This is a genomic window from Candidatus Lernaella stagnicola (assembly GCA_030765525.1).
In the GTDB taxonomy this organism is placed as follows: Bacteria; Lernaellota; Lernaellaia; order Lernaellales; family Lernaellaceae; genus Lernaella; species Lernaella stagnicola.
This window is the reverse complement of sequence record JAVCCK010000010.1, coordinates 533,767-550,040: the sequence shown is the minus strand read 5'-3', so window position 1 is coordinate 550,040 and position 16,274 is coordinate 533,767. Positions and strand designations below refer to the sequence as shown.

General features: G+C 62.6%; 13 protein-coding genes. 7 read left to right on the top strand and 6 right to left on the bottom strand.

What is annotated here, in order from left to right; all coding sequences use genetic code 11:
• Nucleotides 1-4: 4 nt before the first annotated feature.
• Nucleotides 5-1,150: a tetratricopeptide repeat protein gene (locus P9L99_06665; GenBank protein ID MDP8223022.1), complete on the bottom strand. Its 1,146-nt coding sequence runs from the start codon at nt 1,148-1,150 to the stop codon at nt 5-7.
• Between the two features lie 159 nt (nt 1,151-1,309).
• Between P9L99_06665 and proB the strand changes: the two genes are divergently transcribed.
• The 4 genes from proB (at nt 1,310) to P9L99_06645 (ending at nt 6,177) form a co-directional block, all read left to right on the top strand.
• Nucleotides 1,310-2,434 carry a glutamate 5-kinase gene (proB, locus tag P9L99_06660; GenBank protein MDP8223021.1) on the top strand — a complete coding sequence of 375 codons (1,125 nt, stop codon included), beginning with the start codon at nt 1,310-1,312 and terminating at the stop codon, nt 2,432-2,434.
• A 9-nt stretch (nt 2,435-2,443) separates the two neighbouring features.
• A complete protein-coding gene (locus P9L99_06655; protein ID MDP8223020.1) occupies nt 2,444-3,700 on the top strand; it encodes a glutamate-5-semialdehyde dehydrogenase in 1,257 nt (418 codons plus the stop codon).
• Between the two features lie 205 nt (nt 3,701-3,905).
• Complete coding sequence (locus P9L99_06650) at nt 3,906-4,505, top strand: TetR family transcriptional regulator (protein ID MDP8223019.1); 600 nt, start codon at nt 3,906-3,908, stop codon at nt 4,503-4,505.
• Between the two features lie 223 nt (nt 4,506-4,728).
• Nucleotides 4,729-6,177 carry a radical SAM protein gene (locus P9L99_06645; GenBank protein MDP8223018.1) on the top strand — a complete coding sequence of 483 codons (1,449 nt, stop codon included), beginning with the start codon at nt 4,729-4,731 and terminating at the stop codon, nt 6,175-6,177.
• 1 nt (nt 6,178) lies between these two features.
• On the opposite strand, the gene mtnA is transcribed toward P9L99_06645, so the two are convergent.
• The 3 genes from mtnA to P9L99_06630 form a co-directional block, all read right to left on the bottom strand.
• Complete coding sequence (mtnA, locus tag P9L99_06640) at nt 6,179-7,213, bottom strand: S-methyl-5-thioribose-1-phosphate isomerase (protein MDP8223017.1); 1,035 nt, start codon at nt 7,211-7,213, stop codon at nt 6,179-6,181.
• Nucleotides 7,214-7,270: 57 nt separating this feature from the next.
• Nucleotides 7,271-7,441, bottom strand: coding sequence for a hypothetical protein (locus P9L99_06635; GenBank protein ID MDP8223016.1), 171 nt, complete (start codon nt 7,439-7,441; stop codon nt 7,271-7,273).
• A gap of 74 nt (nt 7,442-7,515) precedes the next feature.
• Nucleotides 7,516-8,316: a hypothetical protein gene (locus P9L99_06630; protein ID MDP8223015.1), complete on the bottom strand. Its 801-nt coding sequence runs from the start codon at nt 8,314-8,316 to the stop codon at nt 7,516-7,518.
• A 169-nt stretch (nt 8,317-8,485) separates the two neighbouring features.
• On the opposite strand from P9L99_06630, the gene P9L99_06625 reads away from it, so the two are divergent.
• From P9L99_06625 to ispH, 3 genes are read left to right on the top strand one after another with little or no spacing between them, the layout of a single operon-like run.
• Nucleotides 8,486-10,084 (top strand): hypothetical protein, encoded by a 1,599-nt coding sequence (locus tag P9L99_06625; GenBank protein ID MDP8223014.1) that lies wholly within the window; start codon nt 8,486-8,488, stop codon nt 10,082-10,084.
• Between the two features lie 49 nt (nt 10,085-10,133).
• Nucleotides 10,134-12,320: an alkaline phosphatase family protein gene (locus P9L99_06620; GenBank protein MDP8223013.1), complete on the top strand. Its 2,187-nt coding sequence runs from the start codon at nt 10,134-10,136 to the stop codon at nt 12,318-12,320.
• A gap of 31 nt (nt 12,321-12,351) precedes the next feature.
• Complete coding sequence (gene ispH / locus P9L99_06615; protein ID MDP8223012.1) at nt 12,352-14,124, top strand: 4-hydroxy-3-methylbut-2-enyl diphosphate reductase; 1,773 nt, start codon at nt 12,352-12,354, stop codon at nt 14,122-14,124.
• On the opposite strand, the gene P9L99_06610 is transcribed toward ispH, so the two are convergent.
• Both P9L99_06610 and P9L99_06605 read right to left on the bottom strand, forming a co-directional pair.
• Nucleotides 14,121-14,864, bottom strand: a complete 744-nt coding sequence (locus tag P9L99_06610) for a methyltransferase domain-containing protein (GenBank protein MDP8223011.1) — start codon at nt 14,862-14,864, stop codon at nt 14,121-14,123. The two genes, ispH and P9L99_06610, sit on opposite strands and share 4 nt — an antisense overlap.
• 1 nt (nt 14,865) lies before the next feature.
• Nucleotides 14,866-16,197: a radical SAM protein gene (locus P9L99_06605; protein ID MDP8223010.1), complete on the bottom strand. Its 1,332-nt coding sequence runs from the start codon at nt 16,195-16,197 to the stop codon at nt 14,866-14,868.
• Nucleotides 16,198-16,274: the final 77 nt, after the last annotated feature.

The following is a 16,274-nucleotide window of genomic DNA, read 5'->3' as shown; positions in this document are numbered from 1 at the left end:
CCCGTCAGCCGCTGTTCGACATCATGTAGCGCGCCTCGTATTCAATGGAATGGTACATTTGATTGATCATGTCGGTCTGGTAGTACACCGCGTAGACGAAGCTCAACGCCGTTATAAACATCAAGGCCAGCCAAATCGCCTTGCCCCGTCGGGACAAGCCGCGTGTAGCCACGAACAAGTGGTTTAGCCCCGCGCCGACGGCGAGCGCCGCTCCGGCCCAGGCAACCTCTTTCCACTGCGGCGCATTGATGGAAGCCAGCCATACCGATCCCGCGGCCGCAACCAGCGCCACCGGCGCGGCGTCCACCAACCCTCCCATCACGTGCTTCGCAGTCACGGCGGGCCATCGCGTTCCCACCAGCCAAACGACCAGCATACCCACGGCAATCAACAACGACAGTTGATAGAGCGCCCGCCACTGCCGAAAGCGGTGCACCATGGCCAGATGGGCTTCGACGAGTTGTGGGGCGCGCGGTTCGATGGCGGTGAATTCCGCGAGCCGACGGAATTCGGCTTCGGCGGCGTCGAGTTCGCCGGCTTCGAGCCACGCCGTGGCGATGCGGAAGGTCGCCAGCAATGCGGACCGTGACTGCGGGAATTTGTCGCGGAGTATTCCGAACCATTCGGTGGCGGCGGCGAAATCGTCACGTCGCAGATGTTCGTCACCGATCCAGAGCAGGGCTTTGTCCAGTTCGCCGAAATCGGCGTGTTTGGCCACGAGGTCTTTCATGCGACGCAGCGCTTCGTCGCTACCGAGGCGCTGGTAATCGCGCAACACCTGGTGGTAGGCGCGCAACGGTACGTCGCCGCTTCGGCGCTCATGTTCCAGCGTGCGCAATCTCGCTTTGGCACGCCGCAACGCCCCGGCGGCGCTGCTTTCGGCCACGATGCGTTGGTAGATACTCACGGCGGTGTCGTAGTCGCCCAGGTCGGTCTCGCTGATTTTGCCGATTTGCAGCAGCGCATAGGGCACGAGCGAATCCTCGCCGTGTTCGTTTACAATGCGCCACAGCATCTCGGTTGCCTCGGCGGGTTTACCCTCGCGCTGGAGACGCAACGCCTCCTGATAAAGCTGGGTGGGCTTTTCGGCGGCGACGCACAGGCCAACCGTCAGCACACACAAAGCAAGCGTGAGGACAAAGGTTTTCATGCGCCCAGCTTAGGCGAGCGATGGAAACGCGGGCAAGGCCCTATCGCGGCCGCCCGTGCGCAATGATCGCCGCCGGTAAAATCGCGCCGCCGCATTGCAGGCCGCCGCAGGGCTTTCTATACTTTTTGTTTATCGCTCATTCACGAAAAGGAGCCTGGATTGCCAAAGCGATTCGATCCCACCGCGTTGCGCCGCATTGTCGTCAAGGTCGGCAGCAGTTCGATCATTAACGAGGAGGGCCTGGTTCGCCTGGGTTTTCTCGGCAAGTTGGCGACGACGATCGGTCGCTGGCGACGAGACGGCGTCGAAACCGTGCTCGTTTCCTCCGGCGCCATCGCCATGGGCAGCCTGCGCATCGGCCGAGACGAGCCGCCGGTGCGCATTCAGGACAAGCAGGCGCTGGCCTCCATCGGCCAATCGCAACTGATGGGTTTGTACCAGCGGCTGCTCTCGACGCTGGGCGTGCCGGTCGGCCAGGTGCTGTTGTCGCGGGACGATTTGGAGGACCGCCGACGTTATTTGAACGCCCGCGAGACTTTGCAGCGTCTGCTTGAGTTGGGCGCCGTGCCGATCATCAACGAAAACGACTCGGTGGCCGTGGACGAAATTCAGTTCGGCGACAACGATCAACTCTCGGCCCTGGTGGCGGGATTGGTCGGCGCTGATTTGCTGGTGCTGCTGACCAATGTCGACGGGCTGTACGACAGCGATCCGCGCGAAAACCCGGACGCGAAAGTGATCGAACGCCTCGACCGCTCGCTGGAGGAGATGCTGGAAATCACCAACGGCAAGCCCAGCGCGTTCGGCAAGGGCGGCATGCGTTCCAAGTTGGAAGCGGCGCAGCTTTGCCACAACTATGGAATCCACTGCGTGATCGCGCGGGGTCGCGGCTCGGTCCTGCAGGCGGTGTTGGCGGGGCGGCCGACCGGTACGTACGTGCCGCCCTCCGAGCGCGGATTGAGCGGTCGCGAGCGTTGGCTGGCCAATGCGGCGCTGGTGGCCGGGGAACTGGTATTGGATGACGGGGCCGTCGAGGCGATGACGATGGGCCACCACAGCCTGCTGCCCAGCGGCATTGTCAGGCTCACCGGCGATTTCGCCCGCGGCGCGGTCATCAAACTGGTGGACCAACGGGGCAAGGAAATCGGTCGCGGCGTCGTGCGCTACGGTCGGCCCGCGTTGGAGAAAATCATCGGCAAACGGGGCGACGAAATCGAAAAAACCCTCGGCTTCACGTACGGCGATCGAGTGATCCATCGCGACAATATCGTGCTGACCGGGTAAGGAGTCGATATGACGAAGCAAGAGATCATTCACGACATGCTGAAAGCCTCCCGCCAAGCGGCGCGGGTTTTGGCCGTAGCGACCACCGCGCAAAAGGATGCGGCGCTGGAGCGGATCGCGGCGGCATTGCGGGACCGCAGCGCCGAAATCGTTGCCGAAAACCAGAAGGACATCGCGGCGGCGGCCGAAAAGGGCCTCTCGGCGGCACTTATCGATCGCCTGACCCTGACGCCCGAGCGCATCGAGGACGTCGCCCGCTCCGTGGAAGAGATCGTCGCGTTGCCCGATCCGATCGGCGACGTATTCGACCTCAAAACGCGGCCTAACGGGTTGCGCGTCGGTCGGATGCGCGTGCCGCTGGGCGTGATCGGCATCGTGTTCGAGTCGCGGCCCAATGTAGTCATCGATGCGGCGACGCTATGCTTGAAAAGCGGTAACGCGGTCGTGTTGCGCGGCGGCTCGGAGGCGGCGAACTCCAACCGCGTGCTGGGCGCCATCGCGGCGGCGGCCGTGGGCGAAAGCGGTCTGCCGGCGGCGGCGGTGCAGGTGATCGGCGACACCGACCGCGAACTCGTGCGGCATTTGCTGCAGGCACGCGGCTTGGTCGATTTGGTCATCCCGCGCGGCGGCGAAGGATTGATTCGCTTTGTGGATCAAACGGCGACGGTGCCGATCATTTTGCATTACAAAGGCGTTTGCCATGCCTTCGTGGACAAAGACGCCGATTTGGCCAAGGCGCTGCCGATTGTCGAAAACGCCAAGTGTCATCGGCCCGGTGTGTGCAACGCACTGGAGACCTTGCTCTTGCATCGCGACATCGTCGACGATTTCCTGCCGTTGGTCGCCGAGCGATTGACTACCTGCGGCGTGGCCCTGCGCGGCGATAAGCCGTCTCGCGTCGTGGCGCCGCAACTCGACGAGGCAACAGCCGCGGACTGGGACGCCGAGTACCTCGACTTGATCCTTTCGGTGGCGGTCGTGGCGGATGTGGATGACGCATTGGCACATATCGCGGCGCACGGATCGGGTCATACCGAGGCGATCATCACGGAAAACTACACCACCGCGGCCCGTTTTTTGCGGGAGGCGGACGCCTCGTGCATCGTCGTTAACGCGTCGACGCGGTTTAACGACGGTGGTCAATTGGGGCTCGGCGCGGAAATGGGCATCAGCACGACCAAGCTGCACGCCTACGGTCCGATGGGATTGGCGGAATTGACCACCAGCAAATTCGTCGTGCTCGGCAGCGGCCAGGTTCGCGAGTAATCCCGCCCTGCGGCCGTGTTGTTCGCCCGGCCCGCATGGATGATGCGGGCGGCCGTCTCTTGTGCTTCGGCGATAGCCACTGAACCCGCGAATGAGACAAGTCGTACAATTTAAAGTATAATTTCAACAAATGTTCGCCTTTGTCACAGGGCGTTATTTGACACTCTGTGACATCTATTTCAAAATAATACCCATGGAAATGACAATGCCCCTCCGTCAACGAAAGAAAGCCAAGACGCGGCAGGCCCTGATCGAAGCTGCGATGGTCCTTTTTGATCGGCAAGGGTACGAAGCGACGACAGTAGGCGAAATCGCCGCGGCCGCCGACGTATCGCGGCGCACTTTTTTCCGCTATTTCGCTACGAAGGCTTTGGTGCTGTTTCCCCACCAAGACCTGCACCTGGATCACTTTCGCGAGTTGCTGCGCGACCAGCGCCCGGGCGAAGCGCCGTTTGATCGGCTGCGTCGCGCCTGTATGGAAATGGCGCGGTTGTACATGGAAGGACGCGAAGAACACTTGCGGCAGCAGCGCATTATCCGGAATTCGCCGGCGTTGATCGCCAAAGGCGATCAGTTCGACGAGGATTGGCGGGCTTTGATCAAGGAAGCCCTCTTGCTGGGCACGGCCCCGAACAAGCGCACCGAGCGGCATGCGTATTATTTGGCCGCCGCCGTGATGGGCGTGATCGGCGCGGTCATGCGCGAATGGTACGATGGCGATTGCCGAGCCGACCTCGCGGCAATGGGCGACGAAGGTCTGGCGCTGTTGGAGAAGGGCGTGAACGGGTGGATCGAGAAGGCGTAGAGCGCGATAGTGAATCGATTTTCGTCCGGCGTGTCGCGGTAGCAAAATAGGAAAGAAAGCAAGCGGGTGGTCACCAACCGGTTGTCCGCCGATCCACACTGCATGATGAGATTTTGCTTGTCCCGTTCCGATCCGGGCCGGTCCGGGGCGCCGTCCCGGTGATTCGCCGACTGGACCCCTTCGCACAAAGACATTACGCTGGGCGCGCGTCAGGGGGAAGCTTTTGATCATCCTCGTGCAGCCAATGACCAATATTTTCGACGCCGGTAAGTCGCGGCCGACGCCGCCGCTGTCGCTACTGGCCGCCGTGCGCTTGGCCGGCCGCGATCACGAAGTGCGCATCGTCGACCAACGGCTACCCCGCGACTGGCGGCTCGAATTGCGCGAGGCGCTGGCACGACGCCCGCTGTTTGTCGGCCTCACCTCGGTGACCGGCAGTCAGCTCAACCACGCGCTGGCCGCCGCGCGTCTTGCTAAGAAACTCGCGCCGTCGACCCCGGTGGTGTGGGGCGGCATTCACGCCACGTTGTTTCCCGAGCAGGTGCTGGCGGAACCCACCGTCGATATCGTCGTGCGCGGCGAAGGCGAACAGAGCCTCGCGGAATTGGCCGAAGCCCTCGCCGCCCAGCGCGGCCCGGAAGGCATTGCGGGACTCAGCTACCGCGACGGTGAAAACGTCACGCACGAACCCGAGCGTCCCTTCGTGGATCTGGCGGCGATGCCTGATGTCGATCTGGACCTGCCGCCCGGCGGCGATCACTTTTTCATCGAGGGCCGCGCGGCGACCTACGTCGAGACAAGCCGCGGCTGCCCGATGGGTTGCGCGTATTGCTACAACGCCGTTTTTCACCATCGCCGCTGGCGGGGCGAAGCGGCGGACGTCGTGCTCGAGCGGTGGCGCCGCCTGCGCCGCGATCGTCCGCATCTGGCGCATCTATCGATCGTCGACGATAACTTTTTCGGTAAGAAGGCGCGGGCGATCGAGCTGGCCGAGGGGCTGGTTAGGGAGGGCGCGCCGTTCCGGTACCAAGTGCAGGGCGCCGAGGTGGCGATGCTTGACGGTTTTACCGACGACGAACTGGACCTGTTGGCCCGCAGCGGCTGCGTGCGGTTGGACATGGGCGTGGAATCGGGCTCGGAACGGCTGCTGAAAGAGGTCAACAAGCAACTACGCCCCGAGCAAGTGCTGCGCCTCAATCGCCGCCTGGCGCGGCGCGGCATCACCGCGTGGTACAATTTTCTGGGCGGCATGCCGGGCGAAACCAAGGACGACCTGGCGGCGGGTTTCGACCTCATGCTGCGCCTGCTGGCGGAAAACCCTCGCGCCCTGGTCAGTCCGTTTTACCTCTACGCGCCGTATCCAGGCACCGTGTTATTCGAGCGCTCCCGAACCCTGGGCTATCAACCGCCCGCGCGTCTCGACGGCTGGGCGGGTTTGCACGACGGTCGGCTGGCCGTGCCTTGGATCGACGCGGCACACCGCCGCATGCTGTCCGGCGCGTACTTCGCCAGTATTTTCGTCGATCGCAAATTGCAGGTGTACGACACCAAGCCCTGGTACTGCCTCGCGGCGCGGCTCTACCGCCCGGTGGCGCGTTGGCGGCTGGCCCGGCGCTTCTTCCGCCTCATGCCGGAAAAATGGCTGTTCCAAAAGTGGATGGACGTCAGCTAACTCACTTCTCAAATAACGCGGCAATCGACTCCGGGTAAGGCGGATACGCCACGCCCTTTTCGGTGACGATGGCCGTGACCAGTTCGGCGGGCGTAACGTCGAAGGCCGGGTTGCGCACCGCTACGCCCGGCGGCGTGATGCGCACTTGGTCGAACACGTGCGTCACCTCGCGGTCGGGCCGTTCTTCGATGGGTATTTCCGCGCCGGAGGGGCAGTCGCGGTCGATCGTCGAAAGGGGCGCAGCCACGTAAAAGGGCAGGCCGTGGCGGTGGCAGAGCACCGCGACCATGTAGGTGCCGATCTTGTTGGCGATGTCGCCGTTGGCCGCGATGCGGTCCGAGCCCACGACCGCCGCGTCGATTTCACCCCGCGCCATCAAGTGCCCGGCCATGTTGTCGGAGATCACCGTGACGGGGATATCGTCGGCGGCCAATTCCCAGGCCGTCAGGCGCGCGCCTTGGAGGAAGGGGCGCGTTTCGTCGGCGTAGACCATGGTGATGTTGCCCGCGGCGTGGGCGGCGCGAATCACGCCCAGGGCCGTGCCGTAGCCGCCGGTGGCCAACGCGCCCGCGTTGCAGTGGGTCAGGATACGCGTGCCGGGCGCGATTAGTTCGGCGCCGTTCGCGCCCATCTGCTTGCAGGATTCGACGTCCTCTTCCCATATCTTGTGGGCCTCGATCACCAGCGCCTCGCGCACGGCGGCAAGCCCCTCACTCTTTTTCGCCTGGTAGAGTCGATCCATACGAACGACCGCCCAACGCAGGTTGACGGCCGTGGGGCGCGCCGCGTCCATGAAGGCGGTCATCTCGCGCCAGCGGGTGTCGAAGGTGTCGTCCTCGGCCTGCAACGCACCCAGAGCCAAGCCGTAGGCGGCGGTGTCGCCGATGGCGGGCGCGCCGCGCACGACCATGTCGGTGATGGCCGCGGCTACAGCTTCGGGCGTTTCCAGCCGCAGGTAGGTTTCCTCGGCGGGCAGTTTTCGCTGGTCAATTAATATCACGGCTTCGTTGTCGAAGCGGACGGTGTCGAAATTCATGGCGCCTCCGCGTTGCAAGTGTACCTTCGATTGCATAGCGGCCCGCGACCGGTGGTGTCAAGAAGCCGGGTTGATGCTGATAAGATCGATGCCGTCCACGAGCGCGCTGTTGCCTTCGACCGGAGCCGACCAGTGAAAGAATTCGCCGTCGCGCAACAAGACAATCCGGTCGCCCCACGCCACGCCAAACAGCCGGTCGTCGCCAACATAGGGCGGCAGGTCGAGCAAGCCGGGCGCATACGGGCGATGTTCAGCACGCTTCCCTATTCAAATGGAGGTTACGATCGCTTGTTTCGGGCGGTTTAGACGCGCGGATCGACCGTCAGCGCCGCAATCTGCTTGTGTACCAGTCCGTCGCGTCGGAACAGCACAACGAACGCCAACGGAATAAACGCGACGAAGCCCCACAACCAACCCAGCAGGTGAATCAGGATCGACGCGACAATCGCCGCGCCCAAGGTCAGCACCAACACCGAAAACAAGAAGCGCTTGATGATCTCGTCGGCGTTCGGCAGTTTCTTTTCCGCCAGCGCTTCGCCGGCCAGAGTATAGCCTTCGCGCAGCCAGCGCGCGATGATCCAAAACAACACCGGCAGCAGGATCAAGCCCATCCCATAGAGGGTCAGCGCTACGTCCGACCAGAGGAACTTATACATTGGGATCTCAACCCCGGCGCGCCATTGATCGATGGTCCCGCCGTACAAGAAGCGGCGAAAACCGGTGCCGTCCCAACCGTGCACCAAAATAAAGAACATGCAGAAGTAGCCAAGCACCCACTGCAGGTTGGCTAGGTATACGCGCCCGCGACGCAGCAGCCAGTAGCTCACATAGAAGCCGAGTATCCCCTGTGTCACGTTGGTGATGGCGAAAGCCGCCACCAGCCATCCCCACAGGTTGCGGTCGAAGACGAACATCGTCTCCCAACCCGGGAAGTTCCACAGCAAGTAAATGCCCGACGGCGCGAACAGGCACGATAGATACAACAGGTTTTTTACGAAAAACGGCGACGTGCTGGGCTTTTCGACCGGTTCAAGCTGCCGAAAAGCCGCCGAGGCCATACTCGCGCCCAACGCGTAACTCCAGAAAACATCCACTTGAACCACGTGCGTCCTCCCTCTCTTCGAATGTAAAAATCAAGATACGGTAGCAATAACCCCAGCGCGTGGCAACGCGCGCCGCGCGGTCTTTTCGCTACAAGCCGCTTGCGGCGGCGAATTGGCACGAAGGTCAATCGCGCTTATAATCATGATCCGCGAAGCGAAAGGGGTAGTCATGTTTAAACGCGCCGCGTGGATATTTTTGATCGTTTTGTCTCTTCTTTTCGTTGTTGCAGCTTGCGGCGACGACGACGACGACGATGCGTCGGCCGACGACGACACCGGCGACGACGACGACGACAATGACAACGACGATGACGATGACAACAACGACGACGACGATGACGACGATGACGACGACAATGACGACGACGACAATGACGACGACGACACTACTCCGCTCGCCGATGACTGGGTTGCTCCCTGGCCGCAGGCGGCCGTCGAACCGGCCGACTACGACGAAACCGTTGCAGCGGGCGCGCTGCGAACCAAGGCCGAGGAATACGACCAATGGCACGTCGATTACCACCAGCCTTATTACGGCGGCACCATCGGTGTGGTGTTTACCGATGAAACACGCGCGGAAGTCGCCGGTTACCACGACTGGGGCGATAGCTGCGAATGGACCGGGCTGTATTTGGGCAGCCAGGCCATGCGCTACCACATCACCGGTGATCCGGCGGTCAAGGCGACAGCGGTGCGCATCGCCGAGTATTTGTCGGGCAATCTGCACGTTACGGAAACGCCGGGTTTCATCGCTCGATACTGGGCGGAGCAGGATCCGTTGATCTACCCGAGCGACGCTTGGTGCGACGACCCGGCGCAGAGCCGCTGCCATCACCACGAGACGGGTCCCAACGCGGGCAGGTGGTGGTGGGGCGAAACCAGCCGCGACATGTACAACGGTTGGATGTTCGGCATGACGGCGGCCTACGACCTGGTCGATGACGAAGATATGCGCGAGATGATTCGCGACGACGTGACCACGCTGTTCGACACCCTGCTGGAGCAAAACTGGTGGATTCTCGACGAAGAACACGCCCCCACCGATTCGGCCCCTCATGTGGAAGGCCCGATGCGCGTGGCGTGGATCTTGATGGCGTATCACATCACCGGCGAGGCGCGGTACAAAGCCGAATTGCAGAAGTGGCTGCGCAACGACCATCACCTGACGCTGCACGTGCTCAGCATCACGTTCATGAACCGCTACGCCCAGTACTACGGAAACTGTTTGAGTCACGAGCTCTGGTACAACCTGCTGCGGCTCGGCAAAGTGTACTTCAGCGCCGAGGACTACGCCTTCTTCCTCAACGTGTTTGAAACGCAGGTGCACACCTTCACGCGGCTTTCGCATAACGCGTTTTACAACGCCGTGTTCATGTCGCAGGGCGATTACACGCCGGAGGCGAAGGATGATCCCTATGCCGAGCAATTGCTGCAGGACATCACGGAATTCCGCGACGCGCCGCTGGCTCGTTACTACCTGCCGGAGCGCGACCCGGGCAGCTATGAGTTGGACCCGCTGTCGGTTTTCCTACACGACTTGATGGAAGAGTATCCGTTCCTGGAAGAGTTGATGGGCGGGGTCAATTACCAAGCGCAGGAGGCCTTCGGCGTTCAGCAGCAATGCTCGACGGATTTTCTGTATCAACGCAATCCGTTCCGCTTTACCGAGTGGGGGCAGGATCGCCCGGACATCGTCAATCCCGGAGTGGACTACCTGATTTCCTATTGGATGTCCGCCTACCACAAGTTCATCGACAAGGCGTTGTAGCGGGCTCGGCAAGCGCGAAACGAACACAGGGCCCACAAGGAGTCGTACCGTGCCACGAAAACGAAACGCAATATTCTGGCTGCTTGTTCTCTGTGCCGCGCTGATCCTTTTCGGGCTTTCCGCCTGTCAATCAAACGATGAAAACGATGACGAATTCGATGACGGCGACGCTATTGGTGACGACGACGACAATGATGACGACAATAACAATGACGACAACGACGATAATAATGACGACAATGATGACGACGACAACGATAACGACGACAACGACAACGATAATGATGACGACGACACCACCCCGTATTGGGCGGTGGGCGAGGATCTCGGCCCGCTGGACATGAACGAATACCGGCCCCTCGGCGATCAGGGTCTCAACTCCTACGAATGGGAAACGGGCCTGGCGGCCAAAGACGCGCTGCTGCAAAGCACAAGTGTCAAATGGGTCGCGGCGTATGACCCGGCGGCAGACTTGTACACCGTCTGGCACGCCGACGGCGAGTTGAGTTTCTCGCGCACCATCGGCGCCAAGGGCCCGGAAATTACAGTCGAAAACCAAATCGGCCCGGACCCCTTCCCTTACACCGATCCGATGACCGGCGCGGGTTACGACGCGGAGCTGGCTCTGCTGGAAAACCCGGAGGGGATTCAACTGCCCGAGCACGGCTACGACCCCGACGACCCGCGAGTCGGCTGGATGCCCGATGACCTGGCCGTGTATCCCAACGCGCTGGAACGCATTGCGCAGATTTTCGACTCGCCGCACGGGCCGGACATCGCTTTTGACGTGCATGCTTCGCACGCCGGCGGCGGCGGCACCCACGGCAACCTGGGTTTGATGCAAGCGCGCTCGACCTTGCTGCTGGCCGGGGCGGGCGTGAATCCGGGCGTGCTCGTCGACAACTACGCGCGCCAGGTGGATATCGCGCCGACCGTGCTGGCGCTGCTGGGCGCGGATACCACCACGGGCGTGGACGAACGCGGACACCGTGTCACGAACAACTTTCTCACCTGGCAAGACGGGCAGGCGCTGGCCGAGGTGATGACCGACCCGAGCGTGCAGGGCCTGGCCGATTACGCGGTGATTTTCCTGTTCGACGGCCTGGCGCCCAACGAACTTTACTACCACTACGAAAACCAAGGCGGCGGCGGGTTGGACCTGCCGAACTTTTTCGAGTTGATCGAAAACGGTTCGTTCTACAAGGGCGGCGCGCTGGTGGGTTGGCCGAGCATGTCGCTGCCGGGTCACACATCGCTGGGCACCGGCACGTATCAAGGCCACCACGGTATGCTCAACAACGACGTCTACCGACCGGACCTGGACGAATTTTTCTCGTTCGGCTGGTTTACCGATCGGCTCGACGAGATCCTGCACGACCCGCAGATCGCGGTCGATTTCTACCTGCTCTTTTTCGAAGACGAGCGCGGTGTGGAGTCGCTGTACGACGCCGTGCATCGCAGCTTCGGCGATTGGGACCTGCTCCGGCCCGGGGCGTGGCAGCAAAGCGCCTACACCTCGTGCGTCAACGAACTGACCTTCCTGGGCGCCGACTACGGTTTCTACCCGCTGATGCAAGTCGTCTCGCTGCTGCTGCCCGACGCGCGCGCGTTTGACGAGGAAATCTACTACCTGGCCGACTTTTCGGTACCGTGGCAAATTAAGGCAACCCTCGTCGACCCGACCCACGACGTTCCCAAATTGACCTACGCCTCGTTCTACATCACCGACAAACACGGCGAGCAGTACGGCCCCCACTCGGCGGCGGTGCGCGACGACCTGTTTTTGCTCGATGACAAGATCGGGCAGGTCATGGACGCCTATCGCAACGCGGGCGTCTACGACCGCACGGTGTTCATCGTGACCAGCGACCACGGCATGGAATTGGTGAAGCCGGGCTCTGTCGACCCGTGGAAGCCGTACCTGGACGCCACGGGTATCAAGTACCGTACGCTGCTCGGGTCACGGCAGGTGTATCTGCATGTGATGCGCGTGGCGGCCGCGTGGCCGACGGCCACCACCTTGGCGCTGACGGTCACCAGCGACAATACCGGGGAGGTAGTCGCGGATGCGGCGGTCACCGTTACCGGTGGCTCCTGCCAGCCATGCGAGGCGATCACCGATGAGTTCGGCGAAGCATCCGTCGACTTCGCCGAAGCGCCGACGGGCGCGGTGCTCGTCGAAGTAGTCCACGACGATTACACGCCGGCCGTCGTAGACGTTTTACCGGCCCGTTGACCCGTTTGGTTCCAGCGACGATCATATCGACGTGAGCAAACCAGCCGCCAAACCGCGCCGCAAGTTCATCCTGGCTGAGAACGCCGGGTTCTGCTTTGGCGTGCGGCGGGCGGTGGACATGGTGCTGTCTGAGAGCGCGAGCAAGCACGGCACCATCGCCACTTACGGCCCGCTGGTCCACAATCCGCAGGTGATCGAGCTGTTGACCCTGCGCGACATCGCCTGCGCCGAAAACCTCGACGAGTTGCAGGAAGGCATGGCGGTGATCCGCAGCCACGGCGTGCCGCCCGGCGACGTGGATGTCCTGCGCGAGCGCGGTCTGGAAATCCTCAACGCCACGTGCCCCAAAGTGCAGGCGGTGCAAACGGTCATCGAACGCGAGGCGGCCAAAGGCCGCACGGTGGTCATCTTCGGCGAGAAGGAGCATCCGGAAGTCATCGGCCTGATGGGCGCGGCGCGCGACGGCGACTGCCACGTGGTGTTCAGCCTCGAAGAGTTCGACGCCCTGCAACTGCCGCCGAGTAAGCCGATTACGCTGGTGGCGCAAACCACGTCCAACCGTCGCGCCTATTACGAACTCGTCGAGCACCTGGAGGCCAAGCACACCGACCTCAACGTGCGCCACACGATCTGCAACGCCACGGAGCGCCGCCAGCAAGACATCCGCGAGCTGGCCGAAACGGTGCAGGCGATAATCGTCATCGGCGGCAAAAACAGCGGCAACACGCGGCGGCTGGCGATGATCGGTGAGGAACTCGGTCTGCCTACCTGGCACATCGAGACCGCCGACGAACTCGAGGGCATCGATTTCTCGCCGTACGATACGGTCGGTGTCACTGCCGGAGCCAGCACGCCCAGTTGGATCATCGACCGCGTCATGACGCGCCTGCAGGAAATGGAAGAAGCCGAGTCGCAGCCCCTGTTGGCTCGGGCGCGGCGCGTGATCGAGGCGCTGGCGGCGGCGCACGTAACCACGGGCTTGGCGGCGGGCGCGCTGGCCTACGTGGGCGCCATGCTGATGGGTGTCAGTTTTCGCGTCGACTTCTTTTTGCTCGTAGCCTGCTACGTGCTGTCGATGCACGTGCTCAATCGCTTCACCGAAACCGGCGTCGACAAGTTCCGCGACGACCCCAAACGACAGGCGTTCTATCGCCGTTTCAACCTGATCTTGTGGGTGTTGGGCATCGGCTCGGGGCTGGCGGCGATCGTCCTGGGTTTCAAATTGGGCGTCGTGCCGTTTTGGATTGTGCTCGCGGCGTCGATCATCGGCATGCTGTATTCGGTGCGCGTCGTGCCGCGAAGTTGGATGGGTTTTCTGGGCTTCCGGCGCCTCAAAGACATCGCCGCCAGCAAAAATTTCTTCGTCGCCTCGGCGTGGGCGCTGGTGAGCATCTTCCCCCTCTTTTTCGTCGACCAATCCGGCTCGTGGCACCGTGTGGTGCTCTCATTTCTCTTTTTGTTCCTGGTCACGGGCCTGCGATCGGTCATTTTGGATTTGTCGGACATGGCGTCCGACCGCCTCGTGGGCCGCGAAACCATCCCGCTCGTGCTGGGCCCGGCGCGCACCTACACACTCATTCGCTACGTGCTGGTGGGGCTGGTGGTGAGCCTGTACGGGCTGGCCGCCGCCGGTTGGCTGCCGGGGTTGGCATGGATTCTCGGCCACTGGATTTTGGTGGAATTCCTATACTTCGAGTTCTTCCGCCGGCCGGTGCAACTGCCCACCCTCACCCGCGACATGGTCGTTGACATGCACTTCATCGTGGCGGGAATCGTCGCGTTTATCTGGCGTTCGCTCGTTTAGACTTCCACCGCCGCCCAGGCCAGGGGCAAATGCACGGTACGGACACCTTCGGCCCAGGCGCGCCGCGCCTGCCTTTCCAGCACCCGCAACGTGCGTTCCTCGACCAGATCGGCCAAGGTCCAGCGGTGATGCCGCCACGCGGCGTCGATTGCGTTCTCGTCGGCGGGCCACGGCCCGGCGGTGATGCCCAACTCGCGGATCGTCAACCCGGCCTCGACGAGCCAAGCCCGTAACTGCCGCCCGGCCAGGGGGTCGGCGCCCTGGGTGGCCAGTGCGGCGGCGATCCGCGGGCCCAGGCCCAGGTCCGGCCATTCGAGGTAGCCGCCCCAGTCGGGTTCGGCCATGACCAGCACGATCGCGCCGGGTCGGCTGACGCGTTTCATTTCGGCCAGTAAGGCGACCGGCTCGGTCGCCCACAACAAGGTGAAATGGCAGCAGCACAGGTCGAAGGTGTCGTCGGCGAAAGGTAGCCGCGCGGGCCGGCTGACGACGAATTCAGGCCCCGAGTGGGCACGCCGGGCCACAGTTAGAATATCCTCGTCGATGTCGCAGCCGGTGGCGCCGTGTTTGACCTTGGCGTGTAGTTCGGCCGTCAGCCAACCGCCCCCGCATCCGACATCCAGCGCGCGTTCGCGGGTGCCGATCTCGGCGAGGCGATAGAGATAGGCGCGCAGCGAACGCGTCCAGCCGGCCTGGCTATCGTAGTGGGCGAGTTTGCCTTCGAGGGCGGAAGCGGTCATCTCAATCGTGCAAGCGACGGTAGAGCGGGCAGCCGCCGCCGCAGACTTCCAGGTCGTGACATTCGGCGCATTTTTCGTCGACCCAGGTGTGCTCGCGCAGCTCGACGAGCCGCGGGTCGTTCCAGATCGCCTTCCAGTCGTCGTCCAGGAAATGTCCGAGCGCCTCGTAGTAGCTCTGGCAGGGAATCACCTGAGCGTTGGGTTCGATGCACATGTTGTAACGGCCCGCGGTGCACTGCTTGATGCCCAGGCCCAGGTCGATGGGGTTGCAGGTGCAGTATTGCGTGGGCGTGTACCACAAAAACGCCATCTCGAGTTCGGTGACATGGTCGCGCACGGCCTCGAGCACTTCGGGCAGTTCCGCCTCTTCCAGGGCGTCGGGATTGTTCTCGCCCTGCCCCGCGTGAATGAAGCCGTTCATCGCCACGTTGCGCACGCCCAAGGCGTGGAGGAAGTCGAACGTCTGCAAAACCGTTTCGCGGTTTTGGCGTGAAAGCGTCGTGTTGGTCAGCAGATACGCCCCCGAGGCGACAATGTTCTTGATGCCCGCCACGGTTTCGGCGTGAGCGCCGGAAACGCCGACCATGGCGTCGTGTATCGCCGGGTCGTGGCTCTCCAAGGTGATTTGCACGTGGTCGAGCCCGGCATCGAGCAGGGTGTCGAGGTAGGCGCGGTCGGCCAACATGCGGCCGTTGCTGATCAGGCCGGTGACTTGTCCCAGTTCCTCGGCCTTCTGGATGAACGCCGCCAGGTCCGGGTGCAGGGTCGCCTCGCCGCCGGTGAAAATAAGCTGCGGGATACCCAGTGCCCAGGTTTTTTCGATGACGGCCAGCCATCGTTCCCGCGGCAGGCTGGGCATTGTGCGGTCCCGCGCGACATAGCAGTGGCCGCATTGGTTGTTGCATTCGTAGGTGATCGCCAAATCCATGCGATGCGGTACGCTGCCGCGCGTGGTGAAGGGCTCGACGCGGTCCAGGTCGAGGTAGGTGACGGGGCAGATGTCGTCGCGGGAGGCGAGCATGTGGATTTTGTTTTTGAGGTCCACGTAGTCGCGCCGCAGTTGGCTTTTCGGCGCTTTGTAGCGGGCATTGAGTCGCGCGACGGCGTCTTTATCCGAGACGCGCTGCAGGACGAGTTGCGCCATTTCGGCGGCGGTGGCGTTCAGGTGGAGAATTTTCGCCGCGTTGACAATCAACACGCCGGAGCCGTCGGGTTCGATCCGCAGGTGCAGCCGAACACCTTCGGTTTCGCCTTCGCCGCGAAAGTGGGTGATACCCGGCTGCGGGTCGCCCGGCGGCACAAACCAGTTCGCTATTCGCTGCCAAATCGACATCGTCGCGCTCCGCTCGGTTCGTGGATGATCGAAGTATAGCGCAGGCGGGCGCACATCAAAATGCCGGTGGCGGAAAG

Coding starts and splice junctions, on each gene's coding strand:
- P9L99_06665 (MDP8223022.1), bottom strand. CDS start 1,150: ATGAAAACCTTTGTCCTCACGCTTGCTTTGTGTGTGCTGACGGTTGGC.
- P9L99_06655 (MDP8223020.1), top strand. CDS start 2,444: ATGACGAAGCAAGAGATCATTCACGACATGCTGAAAGCCTCCCGCCAA.
- P9L99_06650 (MDP8223019.1), top strand. CDS start 3,906: ATGCCCCTCCGTCAACGAAAGAAAGCCAAGACGCGGCAGGCCCTGATC.
- mtnA (MDP8223017.1), bottom strand. CDS start 7,213: ATGAATTTCGACACCGTCCGCTTCGACAACGAAGCCGTGATATTAATT.
- P9L99_06625 (MDP8223014.1), top strand. CDS start 8,486: ATGTTTAAACGCGCCGCGTGGATATTTTTGATCGTTTTGTCTCTTCTT.
- P9L99_06610 (MDP8223011.1), bottom strand. CDS start 14,864: ATGACCGCTTCCGCCCTCGAAGGCAAACTCGCCCACTACGATAGCCAG.
- P9L99_06605 (MDP8223010.1), bottom strand. CDS start 16,197: ATGTCGATTTGGCAGCGAATAGCGAACTGGTTTGTGCCGCCGGGCGAC.